We start from the raw sequence: 20,487 nt of genomic DNA on the forward strand, positions 1-20,487 counted from the left end.
ACGGTTTGATTCCTGAATCTAGTTGTGTAAGCAGAGAGTAGGGAATGGGGAGTAGGGAGTAGGAAAGATGGCTGATCTGGGTGTACTGATTTTTTTCATAAATCAAATATGAGTCCTATAGGTCAATACAGTTCAGTTAAGGCAACAACTTATACCATTTTGGATTTTAGATTTTGGATTGGGTAAGGGTTAATTGGTAAGCTTTTGAGCCATCCATTTGTCGCAATCATTTTTTAATTTGGTATTAGATTTTTGTAGTGACCCGTGCTACATAGCGGTCTATTGTGACAAAGGTTGGGACGGTCTACTACTTCCCTCAATATACAAGGTTGGGTGGAGCGATAGCGTAACCCAACAAAGTAGGCATGAATGTTGGGTTCCGTTCCTCTTACTCATTACTCGCCACACTCAAGTTAAATTTTTCAGCCCGATCGCAATTTTACTGTGTTTCTCAATTTCGCCCATAACTTGTTTTGCTCTTTGTATTACCACCGCAGGTAAACCAGCTAACCTTCCCGCTTCGATACCGTAAGATTTATCAGCCCCACCTGGTTGGACTTGATGTAAAAAGATAATTTGGTCTGGTAATTCTTTGACGGTGACTTGATAATTAGCCACATTAGGTAACATCGCTGCTAACTCATTTAATTCATGATAGTGAGTAGCAAAAATTGTCCGGGAACGAATATCGGTAGCGATATATTCAGCAACCGCCCAAGCAATGGAAAGACCGTCAAAAGTGGCTGTTCCGCGTCCAATTTCATCTAATAATACTAAAGATTTCGATGTGGCATGATTGAGAATATTGGCGGTTTCATTCATTTCCACCATAAAGGTAGATTGACCAGTTGCCAAATCATCCACAGCACCAACACGGGTAAAAATGCGATCGCATACTCCCAGTTTGGCAGATTTAGCCGGGACAAAACTCCCAATTTGCGCCATCAATTGAATTAACCCTACCTGACGCAAGTAACAACTTTTACCACTGGCATTCGGCCCAGTCAGAATAATTAAGTCAGGGAGTGGGGAGTGGGGAGTGGGGAGTGGGGCTTTTTCACTACTCCCAATTCCCGACTCCCCACTCCCTAAATATGTGGAATTAGGGACGAAGAAACCCGCAGGTAAGGACTGTTCTACCACTGGGTGACGACCATCTACAATTTCTAGTCCTCGCCCTGATATCATTTCGGGACGACAGTAACCTTGCTGCACAGCCAACTCGGCTAAACCACACAACACATCCGCCGCCGCGACAGCGCGAGACAGTTGACGGATAGCCTCGGCTTGTTCGCCGACTTCTTCCCTTAACGCCACAAAAATCTCATATTCCAACTTATATAAATCATCCCGCGCACTGAGAATCCGCGCTTCCCTTTCTTTGAGTTCTGGGGTGATATAGCGTTCTTCGTTCTTGAGGGTTTGCTTGCGGATATAGTTGGCGGGTACTTGGTCGGCTTTGGTGCGAGAAATACTAATGTAGTAACCAAAGGTTTCGTTAAATCCCACTTTCAGCGTCGGAATACCTGTTCTTGACCTTTCATCAACTTCTAAATTGGCAATCCATTGATGGTCTGCTTCGACAGTCGCCTTTCTTTCATCTAATAATACATTGATACCAGGACGAATTAATCCCCCTTCTTTTAAATGAATGGGCGGTGCTTCGACGAGGTGGGCTTGAATTTTTCGGGCTAATTCTTCCAAGACTGGCGGGACTTTTTGCAAAGCTTTCAAGAAGGGAGAACTAGCATCAGCGACTACACGGGCTAATTCTGGCAAACGTGAGAGAGAATCCGCTAAAGCGATTAAATCTCGCGCATTCGCAGTTCCCGAACTCGCCCTACCTGTAAGCCGTTCTAAATCGTAGATTTGCCGTAATAAATAGCGCAAATCTTGACGCAGTGGTGTATTTTCTTTTAATTCTTGAATTGTTTCTTGCCGCGCCCAAATGCCTTTAATATCCAGTAGGGGTTGTAATAACCAACGTCGTAAAGCCCGACTTCCCATTGCGGTGCTAGTTCTATCTAACGCCCACAGTAGGGAACCGTGAAAAGTACCATCCCGAACGGTTTGGGTAATTTCTAAATTCCGGCGGGTTTGATGGTCAATAATTAAGTAGTCTGTGAGTGTATAGGTGCGGAGTCTTTGCAGGGAAATTCTATTTTCTTTTTGGGTATCTTCCACATATTCTAAAAGACCGCCCGCCGCCCGCACAGCCAGGGGAAGATGATCACAACCTAAACCTTCGAGCGATCGCACCTTAAATTTCTGCAATAATTTACTTCTGGCTTCCCCTTGAGAAAAGGGTACTTGCGATCGCAAACTATAACAAAATGATGGCGGTAAACATTGGGGAAGATGGGGCGAGGTTTCCCCCGGACGCAGCAACACACCCAAATCAGGTGCATTGGTGGGAACTAACACCTCGGAAGGTTGCAAGCGCATTAATTCTTGCGTCAAGTGTTCTAAATCGCTACCTTGGGTTGTGAGAAATTCCCCCGTGGAGATATCTGCGTAAGCTAAACCCCAATGATTCCCCGCAATTACCACCGCAGCTAAATAATTATTGCGGCTAGATTTTAACATTCCCTCTTCTAACAAAGTGCCAGGGGTGAGGATGCGCGTAACTTCCCTCCTTACCAAACCCACGGCTTCGGAAGCATCTTCTACTTGGTCACAAATCACCACTGCATAGCCTTTTTCGACCAATTGGGTGCTGTAGCGTTCCCAAGCGTGGTGCGGTACACCAGTCATCGCCACCCGTCCTACTTCGCCGCCATGCTTGCTGGTGAGAACTAATTCCAATTCCCGCGACACGGTAACAGCATCTTGGAAAAAAGTTTCAAAGAAATCGCCTACCCGATATAACAACAACGCGTGGGGATGTTTATCTTTGATTTCCACATAATGCTGATACATTTTACTCAGCTTACTGCGGTCTACCAGTCGCGTGTCCGCGTGAGGCGCAGGGGGTTGAAGAGATTCCTTTGACTGGTTATCAGAGTCAGAAGCGGTCATAGATAGATGCCAGGATTCACACACGCAAAAGCCACAATACTCCATGATACCGTGATGTGGTGTTGATTTGCGATCGCTCAAGATTTTTTTATGCTTCTATTTTATCTTGTAAGGTGGTAAATAAGCGATCGCAGTACGGTGAAGCTTGGCGAACAGTCGCTACATCGAGCAATTCCAGCAACTTTGAGGCATGATTAATTTTGTGATACTCTCCTTTAGTCGTTTTGCTAGTAGCAGTCTTTAAACTTGGTTCTAGACTATCTTTGGCAATAGTCTCTACATTCGGATTTTTGGGAATAGAATTTTCTTTAAAACCTTGACCATAAAATTTTTTGAGCGTTGCAATATCAGCAATAAACCAAGCCTCAACAGCTTGCACCATCAAATGACACTGGTTGTCATCAACTCCTGATGGTTTATCCCAATTATCCCTCAACTTCAAATGTTGCCAAGGTGACTCTACTTTTACAGGTGCTTCGGCATCAACCAACAATATATTAAAAGCTTCTGGATGGTCGTTTAAAGCATTTTTGAAATCTTCAAAAGCACTATTACGAGAACCACAAATAACAATATTCCACTTGACTTTTCTACTTCTTGCTAATTCAACTAATGGGTTAAAAAATTTACTAAACCCCTTTCTAATTAAAGCCTTTGTATTTTTACCATCACCGCCACCTTCTATCTAAATTCGCACCTCCTTTACCATCTATTTCCCCCAATTTCACCCATACGCCAGAGGTCTCCTAATGTGTACTTTTCTAGCCAATTTTTCAGCTTATCTGCTTCAAGGCGGCGAAGATGAGAGCCTTTTTCATCTCGTTCACAAACTAATATTGCTTCAGGATATTCGCTTAAAGCAGAAACTAAAGCATCAGAATGAGTTGTCACAATTAATTGTGTTTTCTGAGATGCTTCAATTAGCATTTCAGCTATAGTTGGTAAAATATCTGGATGTAAACCAATTTCTGGTTCTTCCAGGCAAATAAGTGGCGGTGGAGTTGGGTCAAGCAGTAAAGCCATTAAAAATAAATAACGGAGTGTCCCATCAGATAATCGACTTGCAGGAATCGGTTGAATCAGTTCTTCTTCACGAATAAATATTTGTACTGTACCGCCATATATTCTCACAATCAATTCTTCTGCTGAAGTGTAAAATTTCTTGAGAGTATCAATAATTTGTCTATTACTTATTTTGTATTGTAAGTTATTTAATACTAAACCTAAATTACTACCATCCTCTAAAAGAGGATGTTCAGGTAAATCAACTTTTTGGACATCTCTTAACTTTCCATGACGACCCATAGGAAAATCACGGTATAGAGCAATATTGGCGAATTGATTGCGAAGATATGTTATTTCTGGATATCTAAGTGCTTCTTGGACTTGAGATAATATTGATTGATCTATACGGAATAATTCGCTGTTTGCCCAAAATTCATTATATATTCCTGCCCAAGCACCTTCTTCTCTAACTCTAAAAGCTGGATGACCGTTATAATCATTGAAACGATAATAAAAGTGTGCTTCACTTTCGTCCTGAATGGGATATTCGTTTTCTACAACTTCATCTACTATTTCAACTCTTTGAGCAGACGCAGCAAAATTCAATTTATAACGCAGAGGTTGTAATTCTTTGGGATAATCAATAATAGCTTGTAATTCTGCTGTTGTACTCCCATCATCACCTTTCCAAAGAAATTCACTAACTCCTCCACCTTGACGAAATGGCACAGCTAAATCTGTAGGTGTTGCTTTTAAAATTCCAATAGCTTCAATTAAATTTGATTTACCTGATGTATTCGTCCCAATTAATACATTAAGTGGTTGCAGTTCAATTTCTTCTCCTTCGCTTCCATAGGAGAGAAAGTTTTGTAATTTAATTTTACGAATGAATCTTTTGCCTTCCATCTGCTTCTAACCTATTCCACTACTTACTTTAAGCTTACTGCGGTCTACTAGTCCCGTATCTGTTTGAGGTGCAGGGTGTTGATAAATTCAGTGAGGAGGTAGTGAGAGTCAGAAGCGGTCATAGATAGATGCCAGGATTCACACACGCAAAAGCCACAATACTCGATGATAGCGTGATGTGGTGTTGAGTTGCGATCGCTCAAGATTTTTTTTATTTTAGGACTTATGCAATAAGACGAAAAATCAAAGGTTTGGTGAAGAGTGAAGTGTGACTTTACCCATAACTTTGCCGCAACTGGAAGCATAACTTTGCCGTCAACAACACTATAAACCTCATTCCTGCGTCAGCTAATACTGGATGAAATTGACAGCCTGGAACCATAACTTTGCCGCTAGTCCAAAATGGAAGGATATAGCGCATTGTCCAGGATTTGTCCTATCCTTCACGAACTAGACAATATTGGGATTCATCCGAGCGCAGGAATTTCGGACAGGAACAATTTGCTTGAACTCACTGCTCAATCTCGCCTAAAAATTCGGATTCATCATCAACAGATTCCTTTAATTTATCCTTATTTAGCAGGTCAAGCTTTCCATATATGTCAAAATTCTTATCAACTAGATATTCCCGACTACAAACCATTAATTTCTTCAGAAAGTGTCTCATAGTATTGTGACTTCTGGCTTCTGAATTCTGAAGATTATTTAATTACCACAACTACCACAATCAAGAAAGCCACAATCAGCGCCACTACAATCTACAGCGTGACAATGAAAGAAATCACAATCACTCAAGATATTAGCCATATCAGCACAATTGCAACTTAAATCAGCACAATCTACACAGTAAGCACTATCATTACTGCTACAGCTTGTATTGGAAGATTGAGAATTATTACTGCTATTGTCTTTTTTTGCTGGCTGTGTATTTGCTTCATCTTTTGATTCTGCATCTTCAGAATCATCCAATTGGGAACGCAAAATTAAATTAGCTTGTTTGCAAGCTTGAAATCTGGTACGGGACTTGATTAACGCCACCCTCAAACCGTCTTGGGCAATTACGCGCTTGATGTACTGGGAACAAGATTCGCCCCCATATAAAATCCTATGGGCGCAAGCAAAGCCTTTGTGGGGAGAAATATGCTTTTGGTATCCAGTAATCACACTAACGCTAACTCGGCGAGTGAAAGAGTCTAGTAAAGAAATCTGCATAGTTAGGGAGTAGGGAGTAGGGAGTAGGGAGTAGGGAGTAGGGAGTAGGGAGTAGGGAGTAGGGAATAGGGAGTAGGGAATAGGGAGTAGGGAGTAGGGAGTAGGGAGTAGGGAATAGGGAGTAGGGAATAGGGAATAGGGAGTAGAGAATAGGGAGTAGGGAATAGGGAGTAAAAAAGAGTATTCCCAATTCTTCACAGTGAATCACTATTCCTAAATTCCATACAATCGTTACCATAGACTTCCTACTCACCACTCCCCACTCCCTACTCCCTAGTTTTGTATCGAAACATTAAGGAATATTGCATTTCTGTCAAAACTGAGAGGGTGAGCGCCAAATCAGCCAAAAGACCGTGGTAGGATGCTTTCGGTAAATGTCAAGATTGGGAGAAGACCTTTGACACTACGGGTTGCTGTTGTGGGGTCAGGCCCTGCTGGTTCATCTGCCGCCGAAACATTGGCAAAAGCTGGGATTGAAACCTACCTGTTTGAGCGCAAGCTGGACAATGCCAAGCCCTGCGGGGGCGCTATTCCCCTTTGTATGGTGGGTGAATTTGACCTACCACCAGAGATTATCGATCGCCGGGTGCGGAAGATGAAAATGATTTCGCCTTCCAATCGTGAGGTTGATATTAACCTGGTAAATGAAGAAGAATATATAGGAATGTGTCGCCGCGAAGTCCTCGATGGCTTTTTGCGGAATCGCGCGGCAAAATTAGGTGCAAATTTAATTAACGCCACTGTTCATAAAGTCGATATACCCACAAATAATACCGACCCCTATACAATTCATTACGTTGACCATACTGAAGGCGGCGTGCAGGGTATTACAAAAACCCTGAAAGTAGATTTAATCATTGGGGCGGATGGGGCAAATTCCCGCATTGCCAAAGAAATGGATGCTGGGGATTATAATTATGCGATCGCCTTCCAAGAGCGAATTCGCTTACCCCAAGACAAAATGGTGTACTACAACGACTTAGCCGAAATGTATGTCGGCGATGACGTTTCCACCGACTTCTACGCTTGGGTATTCCCCAAATATGATCACGTAGCTGTTGGTACTGGCACAATGCACGTCAATAAAGCCAGTATTAAACAATTGCAAGCAGGTATCCGCGCTCGTGCTGCCAAAAAACTCGAAGGCGGTAAAATCATCAAAGTCGAAGCGCATCCCATTCCTGAACATCCCCGTCCTCGTCGCGTCGTTGGTCGCATCGCCTTAGTTGGAGATGCTGCTGGCTACGTTACTAAGTCTTCTGGGGAAGGAATTTACTTTGCTGCCAAATCTGGAAGAATGTGTGCTGAAACCATTGTGGAAACTTCCAACAACGGTAGCCGCATCCCCACAGAAAACGACCTCAAAATCTATATCAAGCGTTGGGATAAGAAATACGGACTCACCTACAAAGTGTTAGACATTTTGCAGAGCGTGTTCTATCGTTCTGATGCAACCCGTGAAGCATTCGTCGAAATGTGTGCTGACATGGATGTACAGCGCCTCACCTTCGACAGCTATCTATACAAAACAGTTGTCCCCGCTAACCCCATTACCCAACTAAAAATTACTGCCAAAACCCTTGGTAGCTTAATTCGCGGTAACGCCCTTGCTCCCTAAAAGCAGCAATAGGGTAGTAAACACAGCAGAGGAGAAGAAGTGCAGATAATTCCAATGGCAGTTAGTCCATTGTGAATTAATTTGTACCTCGGCTCCTCTGTAATTTTTGGTTATTAAAAACGCAGAAGCTAGAAGTCAGAAGTCAGAAGTCAATGTGAATTGTGAATAGTAACGTAACGCGATATGCGACTTATTTTTGAAACCCCTCTCCAAACCTCTCCCCTGAAAGGAGGAGCCACTGCGTTGGGCGGGTTTCCCGACTTGAAGCAAGTGGCGTAGAGGCTTTGAATCTTGCTCCCCTTCCCTACAAGGGAAGGGGTTGGGGGTTAGGTTTGAGGGAAAGTTGCACACGGCGTGAAGCATATATTTTGCTACATTAAATTGATTGGCATTCCCTCAAAATTGTTTCAAGAGAATGCCAATTTTTGACTGATTGCAGTGCTATTGGACTCGTGGCGATTAATTAGCACTGTAGTACTAATAGAGTAGCATTCGCCTACTAAGCACCAACCCCCACAAAAGGATGTCTATTGGAAGGTAGCTTTCTGTAGAGTCAAGCAGGCGAAATTAGAGTTTTCCTTGGTAAAACCACTAAACCTCATTCCCCACAGCATGACACACAACATGATGAATTCGGCAAATTTAGGGCTGAGGTCAAGGAATAGATTGCGTTAGTCAACCACTTATGCAGAAGCGCCTTCAGCTGATGCAGGCAGACTGGGCAATTCTAGACAATATCCTGCACCATATACGGTTTTGATGTAGCGAGGATGGCGGGGATCGGGTTCGAGTTTAGTTCTTAAATGACGAATATGAACTCGAATCGTCTCAATGTCATCATCAGGATCGTAACCCCAAACTTCGCGCAGAATTTCGCTAGGAGAAACTGTTTGTCCGTGGCGTTGCAGTAAACAGTGGAGTAACTCAAATTCCAAATGGGTCAGTTTCACTGTCTCAGTGAACCATATCGCCTCAAACCTTTCAGGAACCAAGGTTAAGGGGCCGTAGTTGAGAATTTCGCTGTGCTTGGCGGCTTGGGGAATGCGGTCAGTACGGCGCAATAAAGCTCTTACCCGCGCCAGCATTTCTTCAACTTCAAATGGTTTGGTGAGATAGTCGTCTGCGCCGGCGTTGAAGCCTTCTACTTTGTCTTGAGTCTGACTTAAGGCGGTCAGCATCAACACGGGAATTTCCGCAGTCCGTTCATCTCGACGGAGGCGTTGACAAACTGTAAATCCATCTACTCTGGGCAGCATGAGATCGAGCATAATCAAGTCTGGTTGTAGCTGGAGAGCTAAAGCTTGACCTTTGATACCGTCTTCAGCTTGACTGACATCATAGCCAGCCATTTCTAAATTGACGGCAACAAGCTCGGAAATTGCTGGGTCATCGTCTATGACTAGAATCCTCGGCATTATTAAAAAAATTATTGCTACTTTTTAAGGAAAAATAAGAATCTTTGGTGAATACAAAGATTTCTGTCTTGATTATAAAAAAGATTTTAAATCTAACATAAATATTAAAACTAATTCATGAAAAACAAAACTTAAGATACACGAAATTTGCAAAATGATGTGTTACCCGCCCTACAATCCAGCTAAATTTTTACAAAATGGTCTAGCAATGACTGTTTACACGGCGTTTTGGGGAAAACGTTACTGGGAAAGTACAGTTGCTCAACCAGAGCCGCCCTATCATAAAACAATATTGATGGGTGGACAAGGTGTGCCGATTTTTACTTGGGTAGCAATTCCCGACAATGCCCACAGTACAATCATTGCCACCTATGGAATTACGGGCGAGTTAGACCAAGAATGGTCTTTGCGGTTGTTAGGACGCAAAGCATACTCTCAAGGGTATGCTGTGGTGTTATTTGATTGGCGAGCGCACGGTAGAACGGCAGATTTGTCACCGACTTTAACATCTGACGGATTGTATGAGGGTGAAGATTTTGTGCGCTTGGCGGCGGCGGCGGCGGCGATGGGATGTCCCAGCAAATTTTGGTTTATGGGGTTTTCTTTGGGGGGACAATTAGCCCTGTGGGGAATTAAAGCAGCTGGGGAATTAACCCAGGGTAATGAAAATTTGGGTATCGAATATAGCGATATTGGTGGTGGCGCAGTGATTTGTCCGAGTTTGGATTCGTTGCGATCGCTCACCTACCTCACCAAAGACCGCTTTGGTAGACTCATAGAAGCTAGTATTGTGCGTGAATTAAAAAAACTCGCTTGGCGAATTCATGATGCTCATCCTGGAACTATTGACCCTCAAGCCATAGAAAGAACAAACACCATTTGGGATTTTGACCACGAACTAGTAATTGAAAGGCTGGGCTTTCCCAGTGTAGAGGCATACTACAAAGCCAGCAGCGCCCTCCAATTGTTACCAGAACTCCAGAAACCAACTTTAATTATCTACGCTGCGGATGATCCTTTATTTCATCCAGATATCGTCCCTGAATTAGCAGCAGCCTGTGACCAAAATTCCGCCCTAGATTTGCTACTCACCCGTTATGGGGGTCATGTCGGCTATCTAAGTAGCAAAGAGTGTCAGTCCCAAGCCCAAGACCCTGACCCTTGGTGGGCTTGGAATCGAATTTTGCAATGGCTGGAAAATCAACGGTCATCCTAAATTGTGGTTGCTGACTCCTCATTCATGATTTCCAAAACAGATAACGAAAATTTAACTAAGTAATAGTTAAACTCTTCATCATCTCGTCTTAATCTCAGCCAAATAACTTTTCTCCTGATTGCTCTGCTATCAGGAAAAAGAAATTAAATATAATGGCATTTTCAAGACGTAAGTTTTTAACTTTAGCTGGTGCAAGCGCCGCAGGTGCTACTGTGCTTTCTCCTTTAGAAGCGTTTTATGCTAAGGCTGCTATGGGGCAAATGGTCAGGGGAATCGGCTATGGTCCGTTAGAACCGAGATTACCCCTGAACTCATCAGATTTGGCCAATACAGTTGCGGGTGATTTAAGAGGAGAGACGATCCTTGCACTTCCCCCAGGATTCAACTATCGTGTTCTATCAGTTACTGGTCAGACAATGAGCGATCGCTCCATAGTACCTGCTGGTCATGATGGTATGGCTGCATTTCCTGGGCCTCGCAACACCACAATTCTGGTGCGGAACCATGAATTAGGTACTTCTTCCCCAAATCCGGTTGTTGGTGGAACCAGATATTCCACAGGCGCACAAGGTGGAACCACCACATTAATAGTTGGCCCTAACCGTGAACTGATCAAAGATTTTGCTTCTCTGGCTGGAACTATTCGTAACTGTGCTGGTGGCCCCACACCTTGGCGTAGTTGGATTAGTTGTGAAGAAACCTTCTCTACCAGTACTAACATCACCAGTTCCGGTGCGGTAGAAGTCAGAAACCACGGTTACAACTTTGAAGTTGTAGCTGATGAAAATAGCGGTTTGGTCAATCCTGTTCCCTTAATCGAAATGGGACGCTTTAGCCATGAAGCTATAGCTGTAGACCCCAGAACTGGTGATGTTTACGAAACAGAAGACCAAGGTGATAGCTGCTTTTATCGGTTTGTACCGAATGTCAGACCCAGAAGACCTGGTGACTTAGCTAAAGGTGGTACTCTTTACGCTTTGAAAATCAAAAACCAACCAGGTGTGAATAACTTTGCGGTGAATACCAGCAATAATCCGAATTTGGGTGGTCAAATAGGTCGCATTCCCGTTGGTCAAGCCTTTCCAGTGGAATGGGTGAAGGTGGATAATCCTAACCCCAGTTCAGAAAGTAATCGTCGTGGAGTCCGCTTTCAAGCACAAGACAAGGGAGCAGCTATTTTCTTCCGGGGTGAAGGTGCTTGGTATGCTAAGGGATTAATTTACTTTACTGCTACTCAAGGCGGCCCTCCCGCTTTTGACTCCACCAGAGGTAATGGTCAAGTTTGGGTATATGACATTGCTCGACAAGAAATCACTCTCTTAGTTGAAGCAGCTCCTACTGGTGAACTTCTTGATGAGCCAGATAACATTACTGTTGCGCCTTTTGGAGACCTCTTCCTTTGCGAAGATGGTGGCGGAGAACAATATGTTGTCGGTGTGAGCCAAAAAGGTGAACTGTATCAATTTGCGAAAAATATTCTGTTTGCCAATAACCCTGATTCTGCAATTAGAGATCGCTTCGCCGACAATGAATTTGCTGGTGCTTGCTTTGATCCTGCGGGAAGAACTTTGTTTGTAAATATTCAAACTCCTGGTTTGACATTTGCAATTTGGGGTGATTGGACTCGTCGCTTTAGTAGTGGACGGTAGTAATAGGATCTCTATATCAAATAGACAAGGGAGATGGGGGAGACAAGGGAGAGAGCATATAAAACCCCTCAGATAGGATTGCTATAGAAAAACTAGTTTTTCTAATTAATTGGTAGAGTCTGTTTTGGCAGGCTCTATTTTTTGTTGTCGTAAATGATATGATTCTTTTGCTTAATTCACAAAACATTAAGTTAAATTTATTTATATTTACAACCAGCGATCGCTTCATCTAACTCATACCATTTCACGAAATTACTGATAGAAATCGCTTCCTCTGCAACTCTGCTTCTGGTCGCCGAGCGTTCGCGCAGCGTCTCCGTCAGGAGAAGTCGAGGCGCTACTTGCATATCCGTATCATTTTTAAAGTGAAATGGTATCACGCTGAGATATAGTTATTAACCGACCTTGATGAACTGCTCTTCAACTCATACCAATTCTCTATGAAGATGCAGTTAATTTTTTTACGAACCGCCAAGAACGCCAAGAGCGCCAAGGAAGACAAAAATAATTATTTCGTGCAAGCTTACAGAGAATTGGTATCACATTATTCAAACAATATTTTGATACACCAGAAATATTTACCTTTGCAATCATCGCCGCAAAAAGTAGGGTCTGGTGCTATGACTGTTAATTGGCACTAATATAGGTAGGCGGACAATCTAAATTTCTCTGGGCAATTATGCAGCGTTTGTCGCAATTTGTTAGGGTGAGTGCCAAACATCGACGGCTTTTGATTTTATCACTGGGATTATTAGCTTTGGTTGCGGCTCATGGAATGGCGCAGATTTACCGTATTCAGCCAGGGGTTTCTTTGTGGTTTCCGCCATCTGGGGTAGCGATCGCACTAAGTTTTTGGTTTGGCCTTGATGGTATTATCCTCACAGGTATTGCATCTTTTCTCATGGCTCCTGTTTGGGGATTGTATGGTTGGGAGCGATTTATTGGCGTTATCGATATTGTTGAACCCCTGGTTGCTTGGTTACTCTACCGTCGTTTTTGGCAGGGTTCTCTGACGTTTCATAACCTCAAAGATGCTGCTATTTTTACCTTAACTGTACCTTTGTTTGCCAGCAGTAGTTTAGCTGTGTTTGGTAGTTTAGGTTGGGTGGCTATAGGCAAAATGTCGGCTGCTCAACTCACTAACAGTATTACTCACTGGTGGTTAGGCAATGCGATCGGTATTATGTGTTTTACCCCTACAATCTTGTTAGTATTAACGCCTTATCTGCAATCTAAGGGTTGGTTATCTCATGATCCGCAATCAAATGCTATCTGCCCAACTTTTAGAATGCGAACTTGTCGCCCTTTATTATTAGAAGTTACTACTATTTTATTTTTGTGTATTAGTATTGCTTCGGTAACTGTATCAGAAGTTTCTACAAATACTAACACCGAGTTTAGATTTCAACAGTTATCTTTTTTGAGCTTTATTCCTGTAATGTGGGCGGCTACACGCTTTGGAGTTTCTACAGGGATGCTGGTTTCAACATTTTCTATTTTAATCACACTTTTCTCTTATTTGGTAATCTATCCTAACGCTATTTTATTGCCGAGTTTTCCTGTACAGCCAGAAGTTTTGCATGTGCATAAATTAAGTTTGTTAGTCCAATCAATTGTGACTTTATTGGTTGGTGTGGCAATTACCGAAAGAGCTAAAATTCAAGTAGAACTAGCTATTGAAAAATTTAGAATTGGCGAATATCAAGAACGGGCTGAACTGTCGGATAAATTAATTAAATTAAATGATTCATTAAGAGAAACAAATATTTGTTTAGAAGATTCAAACCGAGAGAAAGATAAATTGTTAAAAGCCGAAAAAGATTTGCGAAATCGCTTGAGTAATATTTTAGAAAGCATGACAGATGCTTTTATTGCAGTTAATCAAGATTGGCAAATAACTTATGCCAACCAACAAGCAGCTAAAATCAAAGGTACAACCCCAGAAACCATGCTGGCGCAAAATTATTGGCAGCAATGGCCAGGAATGCAAGGTACAGAATTTGAGCAAAAATATTTGCGGGCGATCGCACAATTAATTCCTGTACATTTTGAAGCATTATATCCGCCGCAAAATATGTGGCTAGAAATTCATGCTTATCCTTTTGAAGACGGCTTAGGGATATTTTTTCGGGATATTACTGCGCGGAAACAGGCAGAAGTTGAGCGAGAAAATCTCTTATATAGTGAACAATCGGCGCGGAGTGAAGCGGAAAAGGCGAATAAAATTAAGGATGAGTTTATTGCTGTACTTTCCCATGAATTAAGAACTCCTTTGAATCCGATTTTGGGTTGGGTAACACTACTCAGAAGACGCAAATATGATGATGAGAAACTCACACATGGCTTAGAAACCATTGAGCGAAATGCTAAATTACAAATCCAACTCATTGAAGATTTATTGGATGTTTCGCGGATTCAACAGAGAAAAATAATTTTAAATCTTCAACCTATCAATTTAATTGATATTCTGCACGCATCTATCGATACTGTATATCTGGCTGTGGAAGCTAAAGGGATGCAAATTCAGAAAATGATTTGTGTGGATACAGCATGGGTAAAAGGAGATGCTGAACGCCTGCAACAAATAGTTTGTAATTTGCTTTCCAATGCGATTAAATTTACTCCCATGACTGGGGCTAAAGTGGAAATTATTTTAGAAAGAGTTGATACCTTTGCCCAAATTCAAATTCAAGATAATGGTAAAGGTATTAGTCCAGAGTTTCTGCCATTCGTATTTGATTATTTTCGGCAAGCTGATGGCACAATTACTCGTCAATTTGGTGGCTTAGGATTAGGATTGGCAATTGTGCGCCATCTCACAGAACTGCATGGGGGTACGGTAAAAGTAGAAAGTCCAGGGGAAGGAATGGGGGCAACATTCACGGTGAGATTGCCATTAATGCTGGATTTTATGCCAAAAAATAAACCTGTTTCAACAATAGATGAGGCAGTAAATTTAGCCGGTTTACATATTTTGGTAGTAGACGATGATTTAGATACAGGCAAGTTTTTGACTGTGATATTAGAACAATTTGGTGCTAAAGTCACAGCGATCGCATCTGGTAGCCAAGCCTTAGAATTTTTAGCCAGCAACACGGCAGACTTACTGTTAAGTGATATCGGAATGCCGGGAATAGATGGTTATACCCTCATCCGTTTGATTCGCGCCTTACCACCAGAACAAGGCGGGAAAATACCGGCGATCGCTCTGACAGCTTATGCTGGAGAAATCAACCAAAAACAAGCACTAGCCGCAGGTTTTCACATCCATTTAGTTAAACCTGTCGAACAAAAACAATTAATAGGTGCGATCGGGCAAGTTTTGGTTAATTTATAGCAAAAAAACTCCTTACTGACGATTTAATCAGACTTCCATCCCCCTTACACCCCTACACCCTAAATCAATGTTTTTGAAACCTACACCTGTCATCTACTCACCACTCCCTGAACAAAGTTAACCGTGTATGGTTCCTCTAAAGATTGCTGGGTACTGGCTTTGACGGCGGCTAAATAGCGACGCAAAGCGGACAATTGCTGGGAGTTGGGACGATAGCTGAGATTACCTTGTTTTTCAAATAAAGGTGCAGTTGCGATCGCCTGATAATCTAGATTCTGAGATGAATGCTGGGTTAGCCATGCTGACTCCGGTGGTGTAGGAATCAACCCGGCTGGTAATTCTCCTTCTAAAAATGCCAATAATCTCTGCTGACAAATACTCGTGTTAATTCCTCTACCCTCAAACAACTGAAGCACTTCGTTAAATGATAAACTCCGCTCTGGTAGTAGGCGTAGCAATTCGGTAAACAGAAAATAGTCGGTGTATTGTTGTCTTGGTTCTTCTAAAATCTGGGAATGCAAGGGTAACATTGCCAAACCTAATGCAACTCGGCTGCAATTTGGTGCGCCATTTTCCCCTAAATATGAGTCCTGAATAATTTTGGCGTTGGGGAGTTTTTGTCGTAACCAATGATATACAACTCCTAAAGATGCAACTCCACCAGTCAACACGGCTTGATTAATGTCTTCTGTGGGAATACCCCGCGCCACGAGTAATTTATTCAATTCCCGGTTCAGGCGGCGCACAAAGGGGACAAACACTTGACTTTCTAAGTCTCGCCGTTGCAATGTCCACTGTTGATCTGCCAATTCTAGGATGAAGTTTTCTTGATGTTGCAAAATTAACTTCAAAGCCAAGGCAGCTTCGAGGGCAGCTTGTCCTAAAACTGAACTTTCCAACCGTTGCTGTAACCGAATCCGCACACCAATATCAGGCTCTCCAGCCCTTGGTAAATCAAATTTATCTAACCCCAAACTTTGCCACTGCATTCTGTCAACATTGGCAAAGGCTGGTTGCCAATACCCAGAACTACTAGTATTTTTTTGACCATTGCTTTGGTTATTCTTCCGTGGTTCTCGGTATTTTGGTGGGATGAGTAGCTGACAAATAATATCCTGTTCTATCCCCTTGCTGGCGTAGGGAAAACTGTGCAGCATAAAATCTGTGTGTGCTAGTTGCAGCAGATTTCCGGGGATATCAACCAAAGCCATTTCGCTGGCGGTTGCGCCAATATTAATTACCAAAGTATTGCCGATTAACGGTTCTGTGGTTTCGACGGGACGTAAGCCAGTGCGATCGCTCACTTGAATGAGTTGGCTGTCACTTTTATCAAATACACTAATTAAACTAGCGATCGCTTCTTCCACAAAAAAGACTTGCTGGGGATGTTGGATAATTTTGCTGGTTAATAAAGCTTCCCGCACATTAAATCTATATTGTTCTGACCAACTCGCGGGACAAGTACAAATCACCCCAGCGATTTTACTCATAATGGTGTGGAAAGTCGGCTGATTAATTCCCACCGCCATAGCAATTAGACCTTGTGTGGTACTCTGGCGATCGGATTTGAGGGTTAATAGTAATTTAGAAAGCGATCGTACCACCCAAATCAACGGCCCTGCGGAAAATTCATTGAATTGCAGTACAGGTTCCCATTTTTGCTGTTCACTTTTGTAAGGTACAGCTATTTGTAAATAAGGCTTTAACTGTGCAGAACATTGGCTACTCTTAACATTACTGTCACCTTGCGCCACGGAAGCATTCGGCAGATAAACTTCCGCAGGTAAACGAAACGAATGTTGAAAAGCCGTCGCACCAGGAATATTCTCTGCTGACCAATATATTGGGTATACCACCGACTGAGTGCGATTTAACAACGCCGCCGAAATCCCAGTTGTGCCTAAATCAATACCTAAATACCAAACCGAATTATGCACATCGACCGGAATTTCTACCTGAGTTGGGGAACCGGAACCCGATTTCTCTTGCTTTTTTTTTTCGTTGGCGGGAGAGAAGTTTAAATCAACTTCGGTTTGTGGCGACGATATGGGTGCAACTGGCGCTACAGCCGGACGAGAAAAAGCCACATTTGGCGTATGGTCTAGGGTTTGTGCATTGGGTAAGGCGACATTTGGCGGTTCTTCTATATCTGCCAAAGTGTAGACATCTGTTAACTGATAGTTGAGTATCTCGTCAAAATTGGCTAAATCTTGATTTAATTGCCGTAACTGTTCTTCATTTAAAGAAATATCCGGTATGCTTCCTGACTGCATCACCTCTGGCGCAAGCAAATTCTCTTGGGGAGAAGCCGCAATATATCTATCGGAAGTATTCTCCAGCACTTCCGCCTCAGATGTCACTCCCACATCAGGAGTAGGTTCAGGTTCATCTAAAGTTGATGCAATTTCCGCAGGCGACAAACCCGGCCATAAATTCTCCGCACTACTAGCATCGGCAAACAGTTCAGTTAGAGAAGTAATTGTATCAGTATGTTCTGGCTGCACAGGAATATTTTCCCGCATCGCCGGCGAATAGCTGAGTGTTGTATGGGAAAATTCAGGTTCTTCAAAAAATAACTTTTGTTGAAAATCTGAAGATAAATCAATAAATGGCGGCGAATTAGTGGCTGTGTTTTGCGGTGGTAAATGATTTGCTTCTAACAAGCCTGCATCTGACTGAGTGAATATCGACTCTGGTAAGGCGACATTTTCCTCAAATAACGGTGCGGTTGTTGAGTTAACAGCATCTTCTGTGACAGTCGTAAACGATGTTTCTGGTTCTGCGGGAGGAATTTTGGCAGAAGTATCTGGTGTTGGTTCTGTAGAAGTCGGTAAAGTGACAGAACTGGGTTGAAATTGCTGAGTGGAGGTTTCAGTCGCTATTTCATATTGGGTTGTGGAATTTTCTGGTGATTGACTGACGTGAAATAAACTGGCGTAAAGTTGATCTACCTCATCATTCAACTCTAAAGTTGGTGGCGATAAATCACTAAACATTCCAGAGATTTCTGGCGGTGGTGTTGAGGCTTCTGGTGTGGGCAAAAGTGTCGGCGCAGTTAGTGGTGGTGGGGAATCATCCGCCAATGTTTCTAAATCTTCCAACCCCTCCAGTTCTAGGGGAATAGCCGCATCAGTCGCTGGTGGAATACTACCAGTCAATTCCAGTAGCATTGCATCCAAATCATTAGCCGCCACATCGTCTGTAAACTCTACTTCTGGCTGCGGTAATTCGAGTGATGGACTAGATACTTCTGTATTAGTAATTACCACTGATTGAGCATTTTCTACACTAGCAGTTTCTATGGAAGTGGGAAATGGCGATCGCGCTGCTGCTGATGTTTCTTTAACTACTGTCGTTGCTGGTAGATTATTAATCTGTTGCTGCAATTGCTGAGTCCAATTATTCAGGAAACTCACTAGCAATTGTTCACTTTGCAAGCCTGTACTGTGCATTCTCGCCAGTGCTTGCGATAAGGACTCTTGGTAAGTAGTAATATTGCGCTGGAGTGCATCAAATACGACATTTACCGTACCATCCAGCGACAATAAACGTTGGTCTAATTTCGTGGCAAACTGATTTAACTGTTCTAACTGCGCCGATGAATCTAATGTAGGCGTACTTGCAGCCGGGGATAGTTCTATACTGTTGTACTGACTAGGACTAGCAGCACGAAAATCATGGGCTGGTGTTGAGTTAATATGTGGTGCGATCGTGGGGACAAGGCGACTCATCAACACCTGTAAAAATTCCCCAATAATTTGCTCTTGATTGGCTAACTGCTGACTTAAAGAATAATTTTGCAGTCGTTTCTGCTCTAATTGCCGAATTTCCTGCATCAAAGTCGAGCGTTCTTGCAACAGCGCCGTTAATTCTGCTTGTAGTGGTTGAATTAATGTCGCCAAGTCACTTTTTAGCTGGCTACTCAGTCCACTATTTTCTGCTGACTCAGATGGATATAACTCTCCAGATGACTGGTAATTAACTTGTTCAGCAAATCTCGTCAACAAAGGTGACTGTTGTAGCTGTCCCGTAGGCTGAGGTATATTACCATACAAAGCCTCCGTTGCTGGCAAATTCACCAGAAAATTACGAACCCTCTCTAAAACCTCTCTGGCTTCTGGCGCTTGACCAGACAGCAACTTCGGCAGTCGCTTACCATTGTTAGTGAGTAAGTTATCAATATCTGCGATCAGTTTTTGAATTTCATCAGCGCGGGAAGTCACTTTAGAATTACCTTAGCTAGAACTGGATTTTTAACTTGGGTGAGAAATTGACGCTTATCAAAGTTAATAACGGTAGCAACTGCTTTGAGAGTGCTGAGTACTGAGTGCTGAGTGCTGAGTGCTGAGTAATTTTTACTCATCCAAAAAGCATTTCTAGCCCCTAGCCTCTAGCCCCTAACCCTAGCCTCATTTTCATCAGGCATCACGGTAATTAGCTGGAATGCTAATTGAAGTACCAGGATACAAAAATATTTACCAATTGTCAGCCAAATAAGTTGATTAAGTACTTTGTTTGACCTTTTACCATACAGGCGATGTTACAGCCTCTGGGACTTCACAATTAAAAACATAAAAAAATGCAACAAATCAGCCAGAAGTCCGAACCCAATTAGCAAATTGCCTCCACTTTACATCCACACGCGCCATTAATCTAGCTAAGGAGTCTAGGAATGGCAAGTTAACTAGAACACAAATAAACTTATTCCCCAAGAGAGTCTGTGAAAACTGGGTGTAGGGGTGAAAGGGGATGAGGGGGTTAGGGTTTTGGATAATACACCGTTCAGCTGACGCTCACGGTGAAGTCTTTAAACCCTGGTTACTGAGCGCAGCTCCGCCCTGAGCCTGTCGAAGTACACCCTTAAACCCTCAAACCCTTAAACCCTTAAACCCTTATCCGCAAATTTGGCGTTAGCAAAAATTAACTAGTTTGAGTATCATGAATGTGGTTTGCCTATATTTTTAAGTAAATATTTTTGCAATGCAGCTAGAGTTTTCAAAATTGTCCCAGAGGCACTTAGACATTACTTGCAAAAGTTTTGCTTTATTTAAACTGCGTCAGTAAGACTGTTCTGAAAATGCTTTTATTGTGATTTTGTTTACCTAGCTGAA

The 20,487-nt window shown here is 42.6% G+C and carries 13 protein-coding genes; 5 read left to right on the forward strand and 8 right to left on the reverse strand.

Annotation, left to right across the window (positions count from 1 at the left end):
* Positions 1–408: 408 nt before the first annotated feature.
* From mutS to H6G77_RS00315, 3 genes are all read right to left on the reverse strand, one after another.
* On the reverse strand, positions 409–3,018 hold the full coding sequence (gene mutS / locus H6G77_RS00305) for a DNA mismatch repair protein MutS (RefSeq protein ID WP_190870543.1): 2,610 nt from the start codon (positions 3,016–3,018) through the stop codon (positions 409–411).
* 88 nt (positions 3,019–3,106) lie between these two features.
* Entirely contained in the window at positions 3,107–3,703 is a 597-nt protein-coding gene (locus tag H6G77_RS00310; protein WP_313954473.1) for a DUF4276 family protein, read from the reverse strand.
* Positions 3,704–3,720: 17 nt separating this feature from the next.
* A complete protein-coding gene (locus H6G77_RS00315) occupies positions 3,721–4,929 on the reverse strand; it encodes an AAA family ATPase (RefSeq protein ID WP_190870544.1) in 1,209 nt (402 codons plus the stop codon).
* A gap of 402 nt (positions 4,930–5,331) precedes the next feature.
* Here H6G77_RS00315 and H6G77_RS00320 point away from each other — a divergent pair, with 402 nt between their 5' ends.
* Positions 5,332–5,598 (forward strand): type I-MYXAN CRISPR-associated protein Cas6/Cmx6, encoded by a 267-nt coding sequence (locus tag H6G77_RS00320; protein WP_242049124.1) that lies wholly within the window; start codon positions 5,332–5,334, stop codon positions 5,596–5,598.
* 36 nt (positions 5,599–5,634) lie between these two features.
* On the opposite strand, the gene yidD is transcribed toward H6G77_RS00320, so the two are convergent.
* Entirely contained in the window at positions 5,635–6,141 is a 507-nt protein-coding gene (gene yidD, locus H6G77_RS00325; protein WP_190870545.1) for a membrane protein insertion efficiency factor YidD, read from the reverse strand.
* Positions 6,142–6,538: 397 nt separating this feature from the next.
* On the opposite strand from yidD, the gene chlP reads away from it, so the two are divergent.
* On the forward strand, positions 6,539–7,759 hold the full coding sequence (chlP, locus tag H6G77_RS00330) for a geranylgeranyl reductase (protein WP_396020661.1): 1,221 nt from the start codon (positions 6,539–6,541) through the stop codon (positions 7,757–7,759).
* A 683-nt stretch (positions 7,760–8,442) separates the two neighbouring features.
* On the opposite strand, the gene H6G77_RS00335 is transcribed toward chlP, so the two are convergent.
* The gene (locus H6G77_RS00335) at positions 8,443–9,174 is read right to left on the reverse strand and encodes a response regulator transcription factor (protein WP_190592212.1); all 732 of its coding nucleotides are present in this window, start codon (positions 9,172–9,174) and stop codon (positions 8,443–8,445) included.
* Between the two features lie 154 nt (positions 9,175–9,328).
* On the opposite strand from H6G77_RS00335, the gene H6G77_RS00340 reads away from it, so the two are divergent.
* Together H6G77_RS00340 and H6G77_RS00345 are read left to right on the forward strand one after the other, a co-directional pair.
* A complete protein-coding gene (locus H6G77_RS00340) occupies positions 9,329–10,390 on the forward strand; it encodes a YheT family hydrolase (protein ID WP_190870547.1) in 1,062 nt (353 codons plus the stop codon).
* A gap of 152 nt (positions 10,391–10,542) precedes the next feature.
* Positions 10,543–12,039, forward strand: a complete 1,497-nt coding sequence (locus tag H6G77_RS00345) for an alkaline phosphatase PhoX (protein WP_190870548.1) — start codon at positions 10,543–10,545, stop codon at positions 12,037–12,039.
* Between the two features lie 197 nt (positions 12,040–12,236).
* On the opposite strand, the gene H6G77_RS00350 is transcribed toward H6G77_RS00345, so the two are convergent.
* Entirely contained in the window at positions 12,237–12,386 is a 150-nt protein-coding gene (locus H6G77_RS00350) for a hypothetical protein (protein WP_190592209.1), read from the reverse strand.
* A gap of 332 nt (positions 12,387–12,718) precedes the next feature.
* Between H6G77_RS00350 and H6G77_RS00355 the strand changes: the two genes are divergently transcribed.
* On the forward strand, positions 12,719–15,376 hold the full coding sequence (locus H6G77_RS00355) for an MASE1 domain-containing protein (protein ID WP_242049125.1): 2,658 nt from the start codon (positions 12,719–12,721) through the stop codon (positions 15,374–15,376).
* 89 nt (positions 15,377–15,465) lie between these two features.
* On the opposite strand, the gene H6G77_RS00360 is transcribed toward H6G77_RS00355, so the two are convergent.
* Positions 15,466–19,599, reverse strand: a complete 4,134-nt coding sequence (locus H6G77_RS00360) for a hypothetical protein (protein ID WP_190870549.1) — start codon at positions 19,597–19,599, stop codon at positions 15,466–15,468.
* Complete coding sequence (locus H6G77_RS00365; protein ID WP_190870550.1) at positions 19,596–19,739, reverse strand: hypothetical protein; 144 nt, start codon at positions 19,737–19,739, stop codon at positions 19,596–19,598. Before H6G77_RS00365 ends, H6G77_RS00360 begins: the two co-directional genes overlap by 4 nt.
* Positions 19,740–20,487: the final 748 nt, after the last annotated feature.

Source organism: Aulosira sp. FACHB-615 (assembly GCF_014698045.1).
Classification (GTDB): Bacteria; Cyanobacteriota; Cyanobacteriia; order Cyanobacteriales; family Nostocaceae; genus Nostoc_B.

What these genes read in the sequence shown, in the direction of transcription:
- H6G77_RS00355 (WP_242049125.1), top strand. Translation starts at nt 12,719, where the DNA reads ATGCAGCGTTTGTCGCAATTTGTTAGGGTGAGTGCCAAACATCGACGG.
- H6G77_RS00340 (WP_190870547.1), top strand. Translation starts at nt 9,329, where the DNA reads ATGATGTGTTACCCGCCCTACAATCCAGCTAAATTTTTACAAAATGGT.
- yidD (WP_190870545.1), bottom strand. Translation starts at nt 6,141, where the DNA reads ATGCAGATTTCTTTACTAGACTCTTTCACTCGCCGAGTTAGCGTTAGT.
- H6G77_RS00345 (WP_190870548.1), top strand. Translation starts at nt 10,543, where the DNA reads ATGGCATTTTCAAGACGTAAGTTTTTAACTTTAGCTGGTGCAAGCGCC.
- H6G77_RS00315 (WP_190870544.1), bottom strand. Translation starts at nt 4,929, where the DNA reads ATGGAAGGCAAAAGATTCATTCGTAAAATTAAATTACAAAACTTTCTC.
- mutS (WP_190870543.1), bottom strand. Translation starts at nt 3,018, where the DNA reads ATGACCGCTTCTGACTCTGATAACCAGTCAAAGGAATCTCTTCAACCC.
- H6G77_RS00365 (WP_190870550.1), bottom strand. Translation starts at nt 19,739, where the DNA reads ATGAGTAAAAATTACTCAGCACTCAGCACTCAGCACTCAGTACTCAGC.
- H6G77_RS00335 (WP_190592212.1), bottom strand. Translation starts at nt 9,174, where the DNA reads ATGCCGAGGATTCTAGTCATAGACGATGACCCAGCAATTTCCGAGCTT.
- H6G77_RS00320 (WP_242049124.1), top strand. Translation starts at nt 5,332, where the DNA reads ATGGAAGGATATAGCGCATTGTCCAGGATTTGTCCTATCCTTCACGAA.
- H6G77_RS00350 (WP_190592209.1), bottom strand. Translation starts at nt 12,386, where the DNA reads ATGCAAGTAGCGCCTCGACTTCTCCTGACGGAGACGCTGCGCGAACGC.